Annotated in this window: 16 protein-coding genes; 8 read left to right on the top strand and 8 right to left on the bottom strand. The window is 70.7% G+C overall.

Annotation, left to right across the window (positions count from 1 at the left end; translation table 11 throughout):
• Positions 1-52: 52 nt before the first annotated feature.
• The 4 genes from BMY89_RS18785 to BMY89_RS18770 are packed head-to-tail and all read right to left on the bottom strand — an operon-like array spanning position 53 to position 4,931.
• Complete coding sequence (locus BMY89_RS18785; protein WP_092381318.1) at positions 53-436, bottom strand: TFIIB-type zinc ribbon-containing protein; 384 nt, start codon at positions 434-436, stop codon at positions 53-55.
• Between the two features lie 22 nt (positions 437-458).
• Entirely contained in the window at positions 459-1,091 is a 633-nt protein-coding gene (locus BMY89_RS18780; protein WP_092381317.1) for a phosphoribosyltransferase, read from the bottom strand.
• Positions 1,088-2,413 (bottom strand): glycosyltransferase 87 family protein, encoded by a 1,326-nt coding sequence (locus BMY89_RS18775; RefSeq protein ID WP_092381535.1) that lies wholly within the window; start codon positions 2,411-2,413, stop codon positions 1,088-1,090. The genes BMY89_RS18780 and BMY89_RS18775 overlap by 4 nt, the downstream gene beginning before the upstream one ends.
• A 13-nt stretch (positions 2,414-2,426) precedes the next feature.
• Positions 2,427-4,931: a putative bifunctional diguanylate cyclase/phosphodiesterase gene (locus tag BMY89_RS18770; RefSeq protein ID WP_372433341.1), complete on the bottom strand. Its 2,505-nt coding sequence runs from the start codon at positions 4,929-4,931 to the stop codon at positions 2,427-2,429.
• 409 nt (positions 4,932-5,340) lie between these two features.
• Here BMY89_RS18770 and BMY89_RS18765 point away from each other — a divergent pair, with 409 nt between their 5' ends.
• From BMY89_RS18765 to BMY89_RS18745, 5 genes are all read left to right on the top strand, one after another.
• Positions 5,341-8,478, top strand: coding sequence for an AfsR/SARP family transcriptional regulator (locus BMY89_RS18765; protein ID WP_092381315.1), 3,138 nt, complete (start codon positions 5,341-5,343; stop codon positions 8,476-8,478).
• A gap of 226 nt (positions 8,479-8,704) precedes the next feature.
• Positions 8,705-9,196 (top strand): cyclic pyranopterin monophosphate synthase MoaC, encoded by a 492-nt coding sequence (gene moaC / locus BMY89_RS18760; RefSeq protein ID WP_092381314.1) that lies wholly within the window; start codon positions 8,705-8,707, stop codon positions 9,194-9,196.
• Complete coding sequence (locus tag BMY89_RS18755; RefSeq protein ID WP_092381313.1) at positions 9,193-9,675, top strand: MogA/MoaB family molybdenum cofactor biosynthesis protein; 483 nt, start codon at positions 9,193-9,195, stop codon at positions 9,673-9,675. Before moaC ends, BMY89_RS18755 begins: the two co-directional genes overlap by 4 nt.
• Before the next feature lie 9 nt (positions 9,676-9,684).
• Positions 9,685-10,941 (top strand): molybdopterin molybdotransferase MoeA, encoded by a 1,257-nt coding sequence (locus BMY89_RS18750; RefSeq protein ID WP_092381312.1) that lies wholly within the window; start codon positions 9,685-9,687, stop codon positions 10,939-10,941.
• Positions 10,935-11,354, top strand: coding sequence for a molybdenum cofactor biosynthesis protein MoaE (locus tag BMY89_RS18745; protein ID WP_092381311.1), 420 nt, complete (start codon positions 10,935-10,937; stop codon positions 11,352-11,354). The genes BMY89_RS18750 and BMY89_RS18745 overlap by 7 nt, the downstream gene beginning before the upstream one ends.
• Before the next feature lie 71 nt (positions 11,355-11,425).
• Here the strand turns inward: BMY89_RS18745 and BMY89_RS18740 are convergent, their stop codons facing one another.
• Together BMY89_RS18740 and BMY89_RS18735 are read right to left on the bottom strand one after the other, a co-directional pair.
• On the bottom strand, positions 11,426-12,868 hold the full coding sequence (locus tag BMY89_RS18740; protein WP_092381310.1) for a glycosyltransferase 87 family protein: 1,443 nt from the start codon (positions 12,866-12,868) through the stop codon (positions 11,426-11,428).
• A gap of 205 nt (positions 12,869-13,073) precedes the next feature.
• Positions 13,074-13,619 (bottom strand): DoxX family protein, encoded by a 546-nt coding sequence (locus BMY89_RS18735; RefSeq protein ID WP_092381309.1) that lies wholly within the window; start codon positions 13,617-13,619, stop codon positions 13,074-13,076.
• A 134-nt stretch (positions 13,620-13,753) separates the two neighbouring features.
• Between BMY89_RS18735 and BMY89_RS18730 the strand changes: the two genes are divergently transcribed.
• The 3 genes from BMY89_RS18730 to BMY89_RS18715 all read left to right on the top strand — a co-directional run bounded on the left by BMY89_RS18730 (position 13,754) and on the right by BMY89_RS18715 (position 15,777).
• A complete protein-coding gene (locus BMY89_RS18730; RefSeq protein ID WP_092381308.1) occupies positions 13,754-14,299 on the top strand; it encodes a GNAT family N-acetyltransferase in 546 nt (181 codons plus the stop codon).
• Between the two features lie 519 nt (positions 14,300-14,818).
• On the top strand, positions 14,819-15,586 hold the full coding sequence (locus BMY89_RS18720; protein WP_092381306.1) for a DUF5753 domain-containing protein: 768 nt from the start codon (positions 14,819-14,821) through the stop codon (positions 15,584-15,586).
• Positions 15,583-15,777, top strand: coding sequence for a DUF397 domain-containing protein (locus tag BMY89_RS18715; RefSeq protein ID WP_092381534.1), 195 nt, complete (start codon positions 15,583-15,585; stop codon positions 15,775-15,777). The genes BMY89_RS18720 and BMY89_RS18715 overlap by 4 nt, the downstream gene beginning before the upstream one ends.
• Before the next feature lie 214 nt (positions 15,778-15,991).
• Here the strand turns inward: BMY89_RS18715 and BMY89_RS18710 are convergent, their stop codons facing one another.
• Together BMY89_RS18710 and BMY89_RS18705 are read right to left on the bottom strand one after the other, a co-directional pair.
• Positions 15,992-17,233: an ATP-binding protein gene (locus BMY89_RS18710; protein ID WP_092381305.1), complete on the bottom strand. Its 1,242-nt coding sequence runs from the start codon at positions 17,231-17,233 to the stop codon at positions 15,992-15,994.
• 151 nt (positions 17,234-17,384) lie between these two features.
• Positions 17,385-18,263 (bottom strand): LppU/SCO3897 family protein, encoded by an 879-nt coding sequence (locus BMY89_RS18705; protein ID WP_092381304.1) that lies wholly within the window; start codon positions 18,261-18,263, stop codon positions 17,385-17,387.
• Between the last annotated feature and the right edge of the window lie 132 nt (positions 18,264-18,395).

The following is an 18,395-nucleotide window of genomic DNA, read 5'->3' as shown; positions in this document are numbered from 1 at the left end:
GGATGGCAGGTGACCTGGCCGGCGGTCCGGTCGAGCCACCTGCCCGGCCGGCTCAGCCGAACATGTCGTCCAGGAAGCTCTTTCGCTTCTTGCGCCGGTAGTGCCCGTGGTAACCGTAGTGCTGCTGTTGCTGAGCGTGGCCGTAGGCCGGTGCCGGGTAGCCGGGCGGCGGGGGCGGCGGGGGCACGGCACCGTATCCCGGCTGGTGCGGCGCGGGAGCGGGTGGTGGCGGTGGCGGGTAGCCGCCCGGCCGAGCGGCGGGCTGGGGCGCGGCGGAGGTCTGCTGCGCGCTCCAGTTGGCCTCCGCCTCGAACAGCTTCTCCAACTCACCGCGGTCGAGGAAGATCCCCCGGCACTCGCCACACTGGTCGATGACGACGCCACTGCGTTCGTACTGCCGCATTTCTCCGTGGCACTTGGGACAGTTCAGGCTCATGACCCGACGGTACCTGGTCGATTCACGCGACAGCGGTCAGCGCGTCGGTGACCTCGCCGTCGGAGACCTCGTGGAAGTCGTCGTAGTACGCGCCGACCGCGGTGAAGGTGGGTGGCCGCTGGGCACAGATCACCTGGTCGGCCTCGGCGGCCAGCATCTCGTACGCCTCCTGGGAGCCGACCGGGACGGCGACCACGACGCGGCGGGCGCCGAGTTGGCGGGCGACCTGGACAGCCGCGCGGGCGGTCGCCCCGGTGGCCAGCCCGTCGTCGACGATCAGGGCGGTGCGTCCGGTGAGGCCCAGCGGCGGCCGACCGGCCCGGTAGAGCTGTTCGCGCCGGTCCAGCTCCGCCTGCTCTCGCCGCTGGACCTCGGCGATGTCGTCGGGGCCGAGCTGACCGGCGACCACCTCGTTGACCACGCGTACGCCGCCGGGGCCGAGCGCGCCGAAGGCGACCTCGGGGGCCCAGGGCATACCGAGTTTGCGGACCACCAGCACGTCCAGCGGCGCGCCGAGGCGTTCTGCGATGACCTGGGCCACGGGAACGCCGCCGCGTACCAGGCCCAGCACGGTGACGTCGGGTTCGCCGATGAGGGCGGTGAGGCGGTCGGCGAGCATCCGGCCCGCGTCGGCACGGTCACGGTAGGCGGTCATGCTCTCAGGTCTACGCGCTGCGGGACGTCTTCGCCCGTCGGTTGCCGGATCCCGGGAATGTCGAGCGCTGCTGCCCAGAGGAGGAACGCGACCGGGTAGAGGAGGTAACCGAACCGGGTGGTGGGCATCAGCAGGATCGCCACCAACAGCCCGTACCCACAGACGAGCGCCGCGGTGCGGGCGGTGCGGGGCGGGCGGCGGGCGAGTCGCACCGCGATGGCCACCCCGGCGGCGACCAGCAGCGCGGCGGCGACCACCCGTCCTGCCGGCAGCACGTTCGCGACCAGGTAGCCGGGGAACGGCGACTGTGCGGGGCTGGATACCTGGCCGTGCCCGAGCGGGAACAGCAGCACGTTCTCCACCAGCGCCTCGCGGTCGACCAGCAGGGTCGGCAGCAGCGCGGCAGCGGGCAGGCCCAGCGCGCCGGCGGTGACCCGCAGGCCGGCGCGTCGGGTCAACCCCCAGATGATCAGCACCGCGGCGACCGGCCAGGCGAAGAGTTTGAGCGCGCCGGCCAACCCCACGACGATGCCGGCCCAGCCGGGCCGGGCGGTGGCGGCGAACGCGAGCGCCAGCAGGCAGAGCGCGAGTACGGGTAGGTCGTCGCCACCGGTGGCCAGGGTCAGCGCGCAGACCGGCAGCACGGTGGCGGCCTGTATCCCGCGCAGCAGGGCGGCGTGGGGTCGGGTCGGCCCCGCTGTGCCCACGGGTTGCCGCAGGACGCGGACGGCGACGACGAGAGCGAGCACGGTACCGACGGCGAACCAGATCCGGGCGTCGGTCCACCAACTGTCGAGGGCCGCACGGGGCAGCCCGAACAGGGCCATCCCCGGCTGGTACGGGGTGTAGCCGAGAAGTTGTTCGCCGGCGGGCAGCGCGGCGATCGCGTCCGGCCCCAGGTAGGGGGTGCCGGTCTCGACCAGCCGTCGTCCTGATTCCTCGACGACGAGCACCTCCTCCTGGGCCCGGTCGGTGCGTCCCGCAGCGCGCTGCACGCTCTGCCAGATCAACGGCAGCAGGGCCACACCGGCCCAGGCGAGGCCGGTGACCAGCCAGCGCGCGGGCAGCCCGACCAGGGTCGAGCCCGGTCGACGGCGGCGGAGCAGGAGTTGACCGGTGGCCAGAAGCGCGACGGTGAGGTAGCCCAGGGCCGCGACTGCGCCCCAGGCGCGGTGCGGAACAAGGGTCGAGGTGCCCGCAGTGACCGCCGCGAAGGCGGCCGATACGGCGTAGAGGCCGAGGTCGAGGGCGAGACCGCCGGCGGCGGTGTCGAGCCGGTGCCACCACCCGAGGCGGTGGACGGGCGGGGTGGCGGTGCTCACCCGGGCAAGTGTGTCAGGCCGGCAGGTGGCGGCCCCGGCCCCCCTGCCGGCGGCCCTGCGGCAGCCGGACCACCGCGCCCGCGTCGTGCAGCGCGGCCGCGAGACAACCCGCACGGCCGCCGGTGCCGCGTTGGAGCACCGCGAGCAGCGTGCCGGCGGGTAGCGGGCGGGCGAAGAGATGACCCTGGCCGGCGGTGCAGCCCAGTTCCCAGAGCGCCCGACGCTGCGCTTCCCGTTCCACTCCTTCGGCCACCACCGCGAGGTCGAGGCTGCGACCGAGGTCCAGGGTGGAGCGGATGATCGCCGCGGCCTCGGTGGAGGACTCCATGGCGGTGACGAAGCTACGGTCGATCTTCAGCTCGTGCACGGGGATCCGGGAGAGCAGCGAGAGCGAGGAGTAGCCGGTGCCGAAGTCGTCCAGGGCGAGCCGGACACCGGAGTCGCGCAGCCGGGTGAGTACCTGGTCGACCACGTCGAGTTGGCTGAGGGTGAGGGTTTCGGTCAGCTCCAGGACGAGCCGGTCGGGTGGCAGGTCGTGCGCGCGCAGGCGGGCCAGCACCGCCCCGGGGAATCGGGCGTCGAGCAGGCTCCGGGGCGACACGTTGACCGCCACCGGTACGTCGAAGCCGGCGTCGCGCCAGCTGCCGGCGGCGATCAGCGCCTCGTCGAGGATCGCTTCGGCGAACGCCGGAAGCAGCCCGGAGCGCTCCACCGCCTCCAGGAAGCGCAGCGGGTCGATCATGCCGTGGGTGGGGTGGCGCCACCGGGCCAGCGCCTCGGCGGCGATGACCTCGCCGGTGCCGAGGTCGACGATCGGCTGGAAGTTGACGGTGAACTCGTGATCGGCGACGGCGCGGGGCAGTTCGCCACCGAGGGCGAGGCGCCCGAGGTCGGCGGTGTCGCGGGCCGGTGCGTAGCTGGCTATCCGTTGCCCGGCCCGTTTGGCCTGGTACATGGCGACGTCCGCGCGGCGCAGCAGCTCCACCATGCCGCCGGTGGCGGGGGCGACGGCGATGCCGCCGCTGGCCTCGACGTTGATCCGCATGCCCTCGACGTCGAACGGCTCGTGTAGCGCCGTCAGCAGTGTCTCGGCCCGGTGCGCGGCCACCGCGGGGGCGGGCAGGGCCCGCAGGAGTACCGCGAACTCGTCGCCGCCGAGCCGGGCCACCAGGTCGTCGGCCCGGGCGGCGGCGCGTAGCCGCTCGGCTACCGCGGCCAGCATCTGGTCGCCAGCGGCGTGACCGAGGGTGTCGTTGACCTCTTTGAAGTGGTTCAGGTCGATCAACACCAGGGCGGTCACCCCGTCGGCGTGCCGTTGGTGCAGCTGCTCGTTCCCCGCGTCGAGCAGGTGGCGCCGGTTCGCCAGTCCGGTCAGCGCGTCGTGGGTGGCGTCGTGCGCGTGTGCCTGTGCAACCCGGGCGAGTTCGGCGTACGCCTGGGCATTGCGGATGGCGGTGCAGAGCGCCGAGGCGAACGTGTACAAGGTGTAGTGCTCACGCTCGGAGAGTTTCACCGGTCCACGGAAGCGCAGCCTCAGCATGCCCACGTCGGCCGTCTTGTCATGGCCTTCGAGGCGGACGGGGACCACTGCGCCCTGCACGGTGGTGGGCTCGCCGACCGGACCGTCGTAGGTGACCCCGTCGGCGCCGCCGCGCACGACCCGGTCGGCGTCGCGTAGCTCGACCTCCACCTCGTCGGCGGAGAAGAGCTCGGCGGCCCGGGTGACCGCGGTGGTTAGGACGTCGCCCAGTTCGACGACGTTGAGCGCGTCGGTGGTCTGGGCGAGCCGCTGCCACACCTGTTGCTCCGTGCGGGAGCGGATCCTTGCCGAGTAGAGCAGGTGGAGGTTGAGCATCAACGGCGGCACCGCGAGGAGCAGTCGGATGTCGATGTTGATGAGCAGCACCGTGCTGACAATGACGACGAGGCGGGCGAGAGCCGCGCTGATGCGAAGACCCCAGTCCTCGCGGAACAAGGTGCGTAACGAGGTGCCGGTCGCCATCGAGATGACCGGGAGGGTGACGAGTTCGTCGAGCAGCACTGCGGCGAGGTAGGCGACAGCCAGGGGGATGCCTGTCTCGGTGAGGTCTGAGCTGGCGGTCGGCCACTCGAACGCGTGGAGCACCAGGCCGGCGGCGGTGGCGACGAGCATGTTCTTGCCGATGCCGAATGCCCTCTTGATCGGCGAGCTGCCGGTCAGGGTGGTGGAGATCGCGATTCCGATGCCGGTGGCAAGGATGACCACGGGGGCGGGTGCCACAGCGAGCCCGATCACGATGGCCGTCTCGGTCCAGGCAATGTCGTGGTTCGTGGAGCGGATGCGAACCCGGACCTTGACGATGAAGCCGACCGCGACGAGGGAGATCAGGGTCGCCCAGGTGACGGTCGCCGTGGTAGCACCGTAGCTGGGCAGGTGGGCGACAGAGACCGCTCCGGCGAGGCCGGCCAGAACGACGACGAGACCGACGAGCAGCATGAGCCGCTGATCGGTCTCGGTCTGTCGGGCCTGCCGAGCCAAGCATCATCCCCATTCGTCACCGGGGGGTTGCGCTCCGCAAGCGTACTCCGGCTACTCCTGATCGGACAGGAGGATCAGTTCCATTCGTGCGAGTTCATCTCGACCCCCAGCTGAATCTGACGTCAACACCGTGTTGCCAGACCCTAGGGACGCTTGCGGGCATTTAGCGACTATTCATGTCTTAATGCGCATAATAGGCTAATATGGAGAAGTCGCATCACGTTCTGTCCTGCTCTATTGACGGACTGTTCCATGGTGGCTGAACTTCGCTGCCCGGTCGCCGGAATGCGGTCAATCAAGTGTGGCTAGAGGTCTCTATTCAGTTCATCGCCGCTTCGGTTGAGCTTGCTGCGACCGGTGCAACTTACCGGCGGGCGGCAGCGCTAAGCTGCATACAGTGATCCTTTGAATGCAGTCAGAGGGGCCGGTGCAGATTCAAGTCCTCGGCGGTCTCGCGGTGCGCCTCGGCGCGGGGGTGCTGCCCCCCGGGACGCCGAAACAACAGACCGTACTCGCCATGCTCGCCTGCAACCCTGGGCGGTTGGTATCGGTCGACCAACTTGTCGATGAACTGTGGCCCGACGGTCCGCCGCACTCGGCCGTGCCTAATGTCCGTACTTATGCGGCTAACTTACGCCGGAGTATCGAGGCAATGGTTCCAGCGCGGGAGGTGCTGATCCGCGCCCGAGACGGCTACCGCCTCGATGTCGAGCATTCGGCGGTGGACGTCTTCGCCTTCCAGGCCGAGGTCGCCGAGGCACGCCGGCTCGCCAGGACGGACGAGACGGCGGCGGTCGACGTGCTGTCCTGTGCCCTTCCGATCTGGCAGGGGCCGATGCTCACCGGAGTTCCACTCGGGCCGGCGCTCTCCGCCCAGGTAGCGGCCGCGACGGAGGACCGGATGCTCGCGGCCGAGTTGTTCGCCGAGCTGAAGATTCGCCTCGGCGGCTATGACGACGCGCTACCGGCGTTGAGGGAATTGCTGATCATGCAACCGCTTCGGGAGCCGGCTCATCTCCTCCTCATGCGGGCGCTTCATCTGCGAGGAGACCACGCGGGCGCGATCGCCGCGTATACCACCGCGCAGCGAACGCTGCGCGAGCAGTTGAACGTCGATCCCGGGACCGGGATGCGGCAGTTGTACCTTCGGATTGTCGAGCACGAGCGGACATCGCGGCACAGCGATCCTGCGGGTCGACATCCGTTCGAGGTGATCGCCCCGACGGAGCCGGTTCCGACGCCTGACGCCCTGCCCCGGGGCTTGGCGGACTTCGTGGGCCGGGCAGACATCATCGAGCACCTGCTGTCCGAGACGTCGCGCGTCGGGAAGCTCACTGCGGCAGTTCATCTGATCGACGGCATGGCGGGCAGCGGTAAGACGTCCCTGGCCGTGCATGTTGCCGGCAAACTCACCGGCGGCTATCCGGACGCACAGTTGTTCATCGACCTGAAGGGGCACGACAGCGTCGAGCGGGTAGATCCTTCGACGGCGTTGGCGACGCTGTTGCGTCAGTTGGGCGTACCAGGTGGCCGGATAACGCCGGAATTCGGAGAGCGACTCATCCTGTGGCGGCGGGAACTTGCCCGTCGTCGGGTAATCATTGTGCTCGACAATGCGGCGGACGCCGAGCAGGTCCGGCCGTTGCTGCCGACTGCGCCCGGCAGCGTGGTGCTTGTCACGTCACGGCGGCGCATCATCGGCTTGGATGTGGGCCCGCCGGTGTCGCTGTCCGTGATGACACCGGCGGAAGGTGTCGCGCTGCTCAGGTCCAGCGCCGGAGGGCAACGGGTGGCGGCCGACCCGGAGGCGGCGATCGCCTTGGTGCAACAGTGCGGTGGTCTTCCGCTGGCGATCCGGCTTGCCGGCTCGCGGCTCGCGCATCGTCCGACGTGGCGCCTGGTCGATCTCACGGCTCTGCTGGCCGACAATTTCCGCAGACTGGATCATCTCGCCGCTGGGGACCGGAGCGTGGCGGGAGCCTTCGCGGTGTCCTACGATCCGCTCACCGGACCTGTCAAGCGGCTGTTCCGGCTGCTCAGCGTCCATCCGGGCGATGACTTCGGTGTGCCAGCTGCCGCTGCGCTGTCCGGCCTGCCATTCGGTGAGACCGTCGATGCACTGGACGACCTTCTTGAGTGCCATCTCGTGGAGGAGATTGGGCCGGGGCGTTACCGGATGCACGATCTGATCCGGCAGTATGCCCACGAATTGTCGATCCAGCACGACTGCGCGAGCACCAGAGGCAAGGCGCTGTCGGACCTGAGCGACCTGATGCTTCAGTTGGCCTTCGCTGTCGTCGACAATCTTGAGTCCAAGTTCGTCCGGAGGCACGTGAGCCTCGGGCGGCCGCGCCGCGCTGACCTCTTGAACGCCTCGGGTGTGTCGACTGAAGAATGGATGGAGGTCGAGCGGGCAAACTTGATGTCGCTCGTCGAGCGCTCTCGTGAGTGGGGGCACCATCATGACGCCTGGCGCTTGGCGCGGTTGCTGTGGCGTTTCCTTTATGTTCGCGGCTATTTCGACGACATCATCTTCACTCATCAACATGGGCTGGCGGCGGCGAAGGCGGCCAAGGACGATAATGCAGTCGCCTGTATGCACAACTACCTCGCCTCCGCCCACCTGCGAACGGGTAATTACGGAGAAGCGCTGAAGCACGTCAGTGAGGCTGTGAGCATCGCCGAGCGGGGTGGTGACCTGAGGAATGTCGGCCGCTACCGGACCAACCTGGTCGCCGTACACTGGATTCGCGGCGATCTTGAGGATGCTGTCCGGGTGGGTCTGGACGGCCTGCGGAGCCCAGACGTGTACGACGCGGACGAGGTGCCCAGTTTCCTGCCGAACATCGGACTCGCGCTGACGCTGCTCGGCAGGTACGACGAGGCGCTGCGGCTGCACCGGCTGCACCTCTACGTCGGCCGTCAGGTCGGTAGCCAGTTCCACCTGCTCAACGCCCTGAGCCACATCGGTGCCGTCAAGTGTCGGATGGCAAAGTACGAGGCGTCGATGCGACTGCTGAGGGCGGCGCTCCTGATGCGGGAGCGGACCGGTCACCGCTACGCGGAGTCGGAGGTACGCAACGATCTCGGCATCGCGTTGCGGGGCCTCGGGCGTATCGACGAAGCGGTGCTCCAGCACGACGCGGCACGGCAGTTGGCGGTCGACTCGGGTGAGGCGCACGTGGAGGCCGCCGCCATGAATGACCTTGCACTGACGCTCGCCCGTTCCGCGGACACCGAACGGCTGATCGGTCTGCACGGTGAAGCACTCCGGGTGGCTACCCGGATAGCCCATCCCTACGAGCAGGGGCGGGCGCTGGCCGGACTGGGCGAGCATCTGCTCGTCACCGATCGGGCCGAGGCGCGCCGACACTGGGAGCGGGCGCTGGCGATCTTCAGGCGCATGGGTGTGCCGGAGCAGTTCGAGATCGAACGGCGCCTGGCCGAGACCGCATCCCCGGCACCGTCCGCGCCCGCAACACCGACGATGCCCGCGCCGCACCGGCAGCAGCCGAACGGCGCACCGATGGCCGAAGGTCATCACTGACCCTTGGCCAGGGCCGGCACTCTATCGGTTTCTTATCGCCGGGCCCACTAGCGTCCGAAGCGTTCGCCGACGGGGGGAGATCCGCCAGTAGCCGGATCTCGTCGCGACCCCTGCCGTCCGTCTCCCCAGCGACCGACGGCAGGCTGGTGAGGAAGGAGCGGCGCCCGGGCGTCGCTCCTTCCGAGCATCATCGGCGCTGTCGTACCGGAGGGATAGGCTCGCGACCGTGACCGAACCGGCCCAGCTCACCCATGTCGACGCCGCTGGTGCGGCCCGCATGGTCGACGTCTCCACCAAACAGATCACCGGCCGGGTGGCGGTGGCCGCCGGCCGGCTGCGGACCACCCCCGAGGTCATCGACCTGCTGCGCCGCGACGGATTGCCCAAGGGTGACGCGCTCGCGGTGGGGCGACTGGCCGGGATCATGGGTGCCAAGCGCACCCCTGATCTGATCCCGCTGTGCCATCCGATCGCGCTGCACGGTGTGACGGTCGAGTTGGTGCCGACCGTCGACACGGTCGAGATCACCGTGACCGCCCGCACGGCTGACCGCACCGGCGTGGAGATGGAGGCGCTCACCGCGGTCGCGGTCGCCGGGCTGGCCCTTGTCGACATGGTCAAGGCGGTGGATCCGGCGGCGAGTGTCGACGCGGTCCGGGTGCTGCGCAAGGAAGGCGGGAAGACAGGTCTGTGGGAGCGTCCGGAGGACCGGCTGTGATCCGCGCCCGGGTGGTGGTGGCCTCCAACCGGGCCGCTGCCGGCATCTACGCCGACACCAGCGGTCCACTACTCGTCGATGGTCTGCGCGAGTTGGGCTGCACGGTGGACGATCCGGTGGTGGTGCCCGACGGCGACCCGGTCGGCGCGGCGGTGTGGGCGGCCGTGGCGGACGGCGTCGACGTGGTGCTGACCAGCGGTGGCACCGGGATCACCCCCACCGACCGGACCCCGGACGTGACCCGGGCCCTGCTCGACTACGAGATCCCCGGCATCGCCGAGGCGATCCGCGCGCACAGCCGCGACAAGGTGCCGACCGCCGCGCTGTCCCGCGGCGTGGCCGGGGTGGCCGGTCGCACGCTGGTGGTGAACCTGCCCGGCTCGACAGGGGGGGCGCGCGACGGCCTCGCCGTGCTGGGGCCGATTCTCGGGCACACCGTCGACCAGTTACGCGGTGGCGACCACCAGGCAACCCGATAGGCTCGGCCGGTGAGAACGGAAACCGCATCCCCCGATGAGGTCACCGCGCCACCACCGACCGACTGGTCGGAGGCACGCACCCGGGTCCACGCGGTCGGCCTGGCCGCCGCGCTTCCCGCCGTCGAGCGTCCCCTCGCCGAGGCCGACGGGCACACCCTCGCCGAACCGCTCACGCCCAGGACCGACCTGCCGGCCTTCCCGACGTCGAGTGTGGACGGCTGGGCGGTGCGCGGTACCGGCCCGTGGCGGGTGACCGGCCGGGTGCTGGCCGGTGGGGTTGCGGCCCCGTTGACCGAGGACGGGACGACGGTCGAGATCGCCACCGGGGCGATGGTGCCGGTGGGCACCTCCGCTGTGCTGCGGGTGGAGGAGTCGACGCGTACCGCCGACGGGCTGGTCGACGGCGTGCCGCGAGCCACGCCGGAGTGGCGGCGGCCCGGCGAGGAGGCGACCGCCGGCGAGCCACTGCTCCCGGTCGGCACTCCGGTCGACCCGGCGGTGATCGGTCTGGCCGCCTCCTGCGGCCACGACAACCTGCGGGTACGCCGGCAGCCCCGCGCGGCCCTGCTGGTCTTCGGCGACGAACTGCTCACCGAGGGGCCGCCCGGCGGCGGTCGGGTCCGTGACGCGCTGGGCCCGGCGGTGCCGGGCTGGCTGCGCCGGTACGGCTGCCAGGTGAGCCCGGCCGACGTGGTCGGCCCGGTCGCCGACACGCTGACCGCCCACGTGGCCGCGTTGCGTGCCGCACTGGGCAGCGTCGACCTGGTCTGCACCACGGGCGGCACCATGCACGGTCCGGTCGACCACCTGCATCCCGCGTTGGCCGAGTTGGGCGCGGACTACGTGGTCAACACGGTCGCGGTGCGTCCTGGCTTCCCGATGCTGCTGGCCCAGGTGGTCGGCGCTGACGGGCGGGCCCGGTTCGTCGCCGGGCTACCGGGAAATCCGCAGTCCGCCATCGTCGCCCTGGTCTCGCTCGTCGCCCCGCTGCTGGCCGGTCTCACCGGCCGGCCGTTGCCGGCGCTGCCGCACGTCACCCTCGCCGAACCGATCGCCGGCCGCGGTGACCACACCCATCTGGCGCTGGTCCGGCTCGACCGGGTCGCCGGGACGGCCCATCCGGTCCGGCATGTCGGCTCGGCGATGCTGCGCGGGCTCTCGGCCGCGGACGGGTTCGCGGTGATCCGGCCGGGCAGCGCCGGGGTCGCCGGAGACCGGGTGCCGGTCGTACCGCTACCGCTGCTGCCCGGGGAGCGCGCATGGTGACCGTTATCAGCACCGTCAGCGAGGAGCCGCTCGACATCGCCGCGCACGAGGCGGCGGTCGCCGACCGTCGGGCGGGCGCGGTGGTCTCGTTCGCCGGCGTGGTCCGCGACCACGACCACGGCCGCTCGGTGACCAGCCTTGAGTACGAGGGCCACCCGAGCGCCGAGAAGCTGCTGCGGGAGGTCGCCGAAGAGATCGCCGAGGACCCCGACGTCTACGCGGTGGCCGTGTCGCACCGGATCGGTCCGTTGGCCATCGGCGACGTCGCCCTGGCCGCAGCGGTCAGCACCGCACATCGGGCCGCCGCGTTCACCGCCTGCGCGCGCCTGGTGGACGAGGTCAAGGCTCGGCTGCCGATCTGGAAGCGGCAGGTCTTCGCCGACGGCACCGACGAGTGGGTCAACTGCCCCTGACGGTGTGCCTCCTCGCCCCACCGGCGATGCCCGGCCCCTGGGCCCTGCGCCAGGGTGCCGGACGTGGCGCGCTACCGCCGGCCGTAGAGCATCGCGGTGCGCGCCATCCGGTCGGTGTGAAAGGCGGGTTCCGCGCCCGGCCGCCAGGGCAGCGCGGCGACCAGCACGATCAGGGCCAGCGCCAGGGAGTTCTCCATCAGCGCGCCGAACAGGCCGTCGTCATAGTGGGAGACCTCCGGCAACTGGTGCTCGTACGGCCAGATCGGGGAGATCAGGAAGAGCAGGTAGAGCCCGATCGCGGCGACGCCGTGCCGGAGACCGGTCAGCGTGGGATACCAGATCGGCGGGCGCAGTGTGGACACTCCTGGCGGGCCGCCGTACGGCCCCGTCGCCGGGCGAAGTGCCGGTAGTCGGCTGGCGTCGTGGCGGCGTACCGCGGCATCGGCCAGCACGATGATCGCCGGGATCACCCAGACGAGGTGATGCGTCCAGGAGATCGGGCTGATCACGTTGGCGGTCAGGCCCACCAGCGTGAACGCGGTCAGTTCGTCGCCGTCGGCGTGGGAGTTGGCGGCCCGGGACAGGCCGAGCGCCAGCATCAGCACGGAGAAGGCGAGCCAGAGCAGCCCGGGGGTCTCGATCGAGTCGTAGAGCCGGGCCAGCAGGCCGGCCAGGGACTGGTTGGGCGTCATGTCGGCGGCGCCCACCCGTTCGGTCTGCCACAGCACGCTGCCGAAGTACGCGCGGGACTCGGTGCCGACGACGCCGAAGCTGCCGATCGTCACGGCTACGGCGGTGCCGACGGCCGTCGCGGCCACCCGCCACTGCCGAGTGATCATCAAGTAGAAGATGAAGAGGGCCGGGGTCAGCTTGACGGCGGTGGCCAGGCCGATGCCCACACCGGCCCACGCGCCACCGTAGACGAACCGCAGTAGTGCCCCGTCGTTCTCGGCCTGATGGGTGCCCCGGCGGGACCGCCAGCGCAGCGCGATCAGGTCGGCCATGATCAGGGCGAACAGCAGCAGGTTGACCTGTCCGTAGCCGAGCGTTTCCCGAGTGGGCTCGATGGCGACGGCGAGCGGCGTGGCGATGGCCACCGTCCACCAGAGGGGCCAACCCAACCGGTCGACGATCGGGCGCAGCAGCGCCGCCAGCACCACGGCCAGTGCGGCGATGCTGACCGTGGCGTTCAGTAGGCCGGCCAGGGCAACCGGCAGGTGCGCCATCGGCAGCATGGCCAGGCCGGCGAAGGGTGGGTAGGTGAAGCCCAGGGTTGTGTCGGGCGCGACGAACTCGTACAGCTCGTGACCGCTCGCCCACCAGACAACCGCGCCGTGGTAGATCTTCATGTCGAAGAAGTTGTACGGACGCCCGAACGCACCGATGGCGAGCCATGCGGCGTAGGCGACGGCGGCCACGATGCCCGCCCGTACGACTGTCCTACGATCGATCCCACGCGTTGCGCGACGGACTGTAGCGAGGCGGTCCAGCCCTCTACCGACGATCGTCGGCATGGCGTGGCCACCCCCGTACCAGTGTCGTCCTACCCGTCCAGGTCCAGTACGGAGCCTAGAACGGCGCATCACGTCAGTGCCTCCCGCGTTATGCGACCGTGTCCGATCCCACACATTCTCTTGATATTTCCACCGCGTTAACGCTTGGTGGGTGGTTCAGGTGATTCGTGGCCTTAGTCGGGGCGCGGGGGCGGACAAGCGCAGCTCAGCCGGGTAGGCGTCGAGCGGTGGAGGCGGACAGGACGGCGATCCTGGCCTCGCGCCGGGCGGTCCGCACGGCACGGCGCACCGAGCGTCGCGAGTGGCCGATCCGGTGTCCGGCGCGCCAGCGTAGCCCGGGCTTACCCTCCGTGTCCGCCGCAGCGAGCAACAACCCACCAAGGAGACCCAGGTTCTTCAGGAAGTGGATCTGGTTGTTGTTCTTCGCGATCGGATCGTCGTTGCTCCAGAAGGGGTGCCCGGCGAGCGTCACCGGGATCAGCGTGCCCGCCAGGACCAACGCCGCCGGCCGGGTGAGCCGCCCGGTGGCCAGCATCAGTCCGGCGCCGAACTGCACCGCCGCGTTGGCGCGGACCAGGGTCGCGGTGTCCGTGGGGATGCGCGGGTGGGCCCCTGCCAGCAGCGGCGCCACCCGGTCGGTGATCGGTTTCGCTGCGGGCACCAGGCGTTCGGGGTTGGCGAAGTTGCGGGCGCCGCTGACCACGAAGATGCCGCTCAGCATGGCGCGGGCGAGGGATCGTACGGGCGTCATGGACCAGTCATACCCTGTTCCGGCCATCGCCACGCCCGGCAACGGCACATCTCGATCGATCGGGTGACCACGCCACCGTGCCCAGTTCCCGAGACCGTCGTGGATGGACGAGCCGCAGGCGGTAATCTCGCCGCGTGACGACGCTGCGGCTACGCCCGGAGGAGCCGGCCGACACCGGCGCGGTCCGGCGGGTGCTGGCCGCTGCCTTCGCCCGGCCCGACGTGGCCGTCCCACCGGAGGTGCGGCTCGTCGACGAGCTACGCGGCGGCGACGCCTGGATTCCGGAGTTGGCGATGGTCGCCGAGTACGGCGGTGAGGTCGTCAGCTACGCCCTGCTCACCCGGGTCGTGGTGAGTTCGGCGGAGGCGAGCGTGCCGGCGCTGGTGCTCGGACCGGTGGCGGTGGCACCCCACCGGCAGCGGATCGGGCTCGGCGCCTCGGTCGTGCAGGCCGCCCTGGACGCGGCGACGGAGCTCGGCGAGCGGCTGGTGGTGGTGCTGGGCGACCCGGCCTACTACCGGCGTTTCGGCTTCACTCGGGCTGACCAGCTGGGCCTGACCAGCCCGTGGTCGGGGCTGGGTGAGCCGTGGCAGGCGCTGGTCCTGCCGCCGACGGTCAGCGGTGAGCAGCCCGCACCGCGCGGTGAGGTGGTCTTCCCGCCGCCCTGGTCGAAGGTCTGACCGCGCCGGGCGTACTCACTTCGAGCGGCGGACCGGGACCCAGTCGGTGAACCGCCGATGCAGGTCCCCCGCCTGCCTGACCGAAGTCTGATCTGCGAGCTGTCCGGCGGCCTCCTCCCGAAGCGTCACGAGATAGACCATGAGCGACGGCGTGTTGTCTGCGTACTCGGCGAGGAGGCGCAGCTTCGCCGGTTGGCACGGCCACGGTGCGCCGCAGGCCCGGCAGCGCCACGCTGGGCGTGCCGGCGCGTGCTCCTGCCGACGGTCGGTCACCGGAGATCGCGGTGGGGCAGCGGTGCGGGCACGGGTGCCTCCTCGGTCGCCACAGAAAGTTGGGAGGGGCCGCCCCCGTAGGTGCTCGCCGGTCAGGAGCGGCCCCGACAGCACGACCAGCGGGTTCGGGGGTCCTCCACTGGCGCGTGCCGTCCTGGGTGCCAGCCTGCCGGCGATTGGCTGCCGCCTACACCACGTATGGGAGTGGATACTGAGTGTCCCCGGACGTCCAGGAAGGATCGTGGAGTGAACCGTGCCGTCGTCACCGCCATGACCGAGGCGGGCGAGACCGCCGACACCCTCGCGGCGCAGGTCGGCGTCGACCCGAAGACCGCCGCGCGATGGGCGAGCCATGGACGCATACCGCGCCCGCAGACCCGGCGGCGGGTCGCCGCTGTGCTCGGTCGAGAGGTGACCGAGCTGTGGCCGGACTTCCTCAAGCGACGCGAGCCGGCGTGGTTCCGGCGGTGGGTGGACATCGAGCGCGAGGCGGTGGCGCTGCGCGCCTTCCAGCTGGCCTGGGTGCCGGGCCTGCTCCAGACCGAGGCGTACGCGCGGGCGACGCTGGCCGGGGAGACGCTGACCAGCGACGATGTCGGCCGGCTGGTGGAGGCCCGCCTCCAGCGGCAAGCCATCCTGCGCCGGGAGAACCCGCCGATGCTGATCGTGGTGTTGGACGAGCTGGTCCTCCGCCGGCCCGCCTACGGCGACCGGGCGCTGATGCGCGAGCAGTGCGAGCACCTGGTGACGTGCGGCGCACAGCCCACGACGGCGATCCACGTGGTGCCCGCGTCGGTCGGCATGTACCCGGGGTTGGGTGGCCCTTTCATCCTTGCCGAGCTGGACGACGGCAGCGTGCTCGGTCACGCCGACAGTCAGGCCGAATCACAGATCATCGATCAGCCTGCGGACGTTGCTACCCTGGCTCGCAGGTGGGAACGCATCCGTGGCGAGGCGCTGTCACGGACGCAGTCCCTGGAGCTGATCAGGGAAGCGGCAGCATCATGGAGATGACCGGCGCGCAGTGGCGCAAGAGCAGCAAGAGCGGCAACAACGGCGGTGACTGTGTCGAGGTCGCCGACAACATCCCCGGCGTCGTCCTCGTCCGGGACACCAAGGACCGTGCCGGCGGCACGCTCACCTTCCAGCCGGCGGCCTGGCGCGGCTTCGTCGAGCTGGCGAAGGCCGGCCGTCCGACCGCCTGACCGACGTCAAGAGCAGCCCTCGGCCGGGTGGCCGAGGGCTGCTCGCCGTCTGCGTCGACTCGCTGCCCGTCTCGACCGCAGACCATTCCCCGCCGCCCGGCCTGGCCGTGCCGCCAGTCGGATCTGGGGCAGTGCGGGTGTCCGACACGCCGGGGGCAGGGTTGCTGCACTGACACAGATCAGGCCGGCGAGCTGGTGGCGGTCGCCGGCCGAGTCAGGCGGGTTGGGTGCGCAGGTAGCGGCCGAAGTGCGGGACGGTGAAGGCGACCGTGCCGCGTTCGCCGGAGTAGATCAGGCCCTTCTTGATCAGGGCGTCGCGGGCCGGGGAGAGGCTGGCGGGCTTACGGCCGAGCGCTCGGGCGATCTCCGCGGTCGGCACCGCCGCGTCCATGTCGTCCCGTCCGCCACCGTCGGCCTCCCCCTCGACCAGGGAGAGCGTGGCCATCGCCCGCATGTACTCACGCTCGGCGGGGGTGGCCCGCTCGAAGCGGGAGCCGAAGAATCCGACCGCCAACTCGGCCTCGGCCTCCGGCGCGGCGACCCGCACGTCGGCGGCGGTGATCGGCGACCGGGGCGCGTGATCCCAGGTCGCCTTCCCGTACGCCTGGACGAAGTACGGGTATCCGCCTGACTTCTCGTAGAGCAGGTCGAGGGCCTTAGCCTCGTACTCGACGTCCTCCCGCTCGGCGGGGGCGCACAGTGCGTGGTCGGCGGCGATCCGGTCGAGCCGGTCGATGCGCTGGTAGCGGAACAGCCGCTCGGAGTACGACTTGGCCGCGCTCAGCACCGCCGGCAGGTGGGGCAGCCCCGCACCGACCACGATCAGTGGCGCGCCGAGCTGGGACAGCTCGTGGCAGGCAGCGCAGAGCGCGGAGACGTCCTCCGGCCCGAGATCCTGCATCTCGTCGATGAAGATGGCGATGCCGGTGCCGACGTCGCTGGCGACCGAGGCGGCGTCGGTGAGCAACTCCACCAGATCGATCTCGATGTCGCCGGAGTCCGCGCGCCCACTGGCCGCCGGCACGTCGATGCCGGGCTGCCACCGGTCGCGTAGTTTCGGGGCAGCGCCACCACGGCCGGTCGGCGCACCCCGTTGGGCGAAGGCCTTGAGCACCCCGAGGAACGCGTCGATCCGGTCCGGTGCCCGGTGTCGCGGTGCGAGTTCCCGGACGGCCATGTGCAGGGCGGCGGCGACCGGCCGGCGCAGTGACTGATCCGGTCGCGCTTCGATCTTGCCGCTGCCCCAGAGACCGTTGATCGCCTGGGACCGCAGGGTGTTGAGCAGCACGGTCTTGCCGACACCCCGCAGCCCGGTGAGCATCAGGCTGCGCTCGGGGCGACCTCGGGCGATGCGTTCCAGCACGATGTCGAAGACGTCCAGTTCCCGCCCCCGCCCGGCGAGTTCGGGCGGGCGCTGGCCGGCGCCCGGGGCGTACGGGTTGCGGACCGGATCCACGAATCGCAGAGTATCGGGCTGTCTAGCCGAGAGGCTAGACATGCGTAGATGAGGCTATCGGCGTGTTGCCCCGTCGAGATAAAACTAGTGCTGTCTAGCGTCCATGCTAGACAGCACTAGTTTTGCCGATCGATCAGTCGGGCGGGCTGCGTCAGCCGCGTTGCTTCAGGCAGAGCACGAAGTCGAGGGAGTCCAACTCGCTGTCGTAGAAGTACCAGTTGGTGTAGCCGTCGACCTTGGCGCACTTCTCCTCGGCGTCCTTCTCGCCGCTGGTCTTGCCGTCGAAGCGCTGTAGCACCTCGTACGACTTCGACACGCAGTCGCTGATCAGCAGCTTGGGCTTTGTGCTGGCCGGCGCCTCGTTGCTCACACACTGGCCGGCCCGCACGAAGCGCGGGTCGGTGGACGAGTTGGCCGCCGGATCGCTGGGCGGTGCCTCGTCCTCGTCCAGGGCGTCGGAGTCCGGCGGCGGCGCTGCTTGCTCGGTGGGCGCGGACACCGGGGACGGCGTCTCGTCGTCCTGCCCGAGCAGGTAGAACGCCGTCGTACCAGCCAGCGCCAGCACCAGTACCGCCGCCAGCACCGCGAGCACCGGGCCTCGGCGGCGGTTGCGCTCCGGTGGCGGCTCGGGCGTTCCGGCGTACCCGGTAGCCGCCCCGACCTCGTCCGGGTAGGCCCGGTGGACCTCGGTCTCATGGGGGTGCGGGCGGTAACCCTGCTCGGCGGCGCCGTAGCGGGGACCGCCGTAATCCGGCCCACCGCCGTAATCCGGCCCACCGCCGTAATCCGGCCCACCGCCGTAATCCGGCCCACCGCCGTAATCCGGTCCACCGCCGTAAGGCGGCCTGGCCCGGTAATCCTGCCCGGCCCCGTAGGGCTGACCGGACCCATGTGGCTGCCCGGAGTCGTAGGGCTGGCCCGGTCCGTAGGGCGGCTGCGGGTCGGGTGACTGGCCGGGGCCGTACGCCTCACCGGGTCGCGGCTCGTGCCACGGCTGCCGGCCGCCGCCCGGTGGTCCGTAGTTCGCCATACACGCCCTCCTGAGCCAGTCGGTGAAGCCGTCGGGTGTCCGACCGACGACGATGACCGCCGCCCACGTCACCGTAGTGTCTACGACAAGACCACCGAAGCGACGGACGGTCGGCTATACGACCCAGGTCAG

This window comes from Micromonospora phaseoli, assembly GCF_900109115.1.
In the GTDB taxonomy this organism is placed as follows: Bacteria; Actinomycetota; Actinomycetes; order Mycobacteriales; family Micromonosporaceae; genus Micromonospora; species Micromonospora phaseoli.
The sequence above is the reverse complement of the archived record's forward strand: the minus strand, read 5'-3'. Positions and strand labels throughout refer to the sequence as shown.

Excerpts from the sequence above, each read along its gene's own strand:
- BMY89_RS18785 (WP_092381318.1), bottom strand. The coding sequence starts at position 436 with ATGAGCCTGAACTGTCCCAAGTGCCACGGAGAAATGCGGCAGTACGAA.
- BMY89_RS18780 (WP_092381317.1), bottom strand. The coding sequence starts at position 1,091 with ATGACCGCCTACCGTGACCGTGCCGACGCGGGCCGGATGCTCGCCGAC.
- BMY89_RS18765 (WP_092381315.1), top strand. The coding sequence starts at position 5,341 with ATGCAGTCAGAGGGGCCGGTGCAGATTCAAGTCCTCGGCGGTCTCGCG.
- BMY89_RS18745 (WP_092381311.1), top strand. The coding sequence starts at position 10,935 with ATGGTGACCGTTATCAGCACCGTCAGCGAGGAGCCGCTCGACATCGCC.
- BMY89_RS18740 (WP_092381310.1), bottom strand. The coding sequence starts at position 12,868 with ATGCCGACGATCGTCGGTAGAGGGCTGGACCGCCTCGCTACAGTCCGT.
- BMY89_RS18735 (WP_092381309.1), bottom strand. The coding sequence starts at position 13,619 with ATGACGCCCGTACGATCCCTCGCCCGCGCCATGCTGAGCGGCATCTTC.
- BMY89_RS18715 (WP_092381534.1), top strand. The coding sequence starts at position 15,583 with ATGACCGGCGCGCAGTGGCGCAAGAGCAGCAAGAGCGGCAACAACGGC.
- BMY89_RS18705 (WP_092381304.1), bottom strand. The coding sequence starts at position 18,263 with ATGGCGAACTACGGACCACCGGGCGGCGGCCGGCAGCCGTGGCACGAG.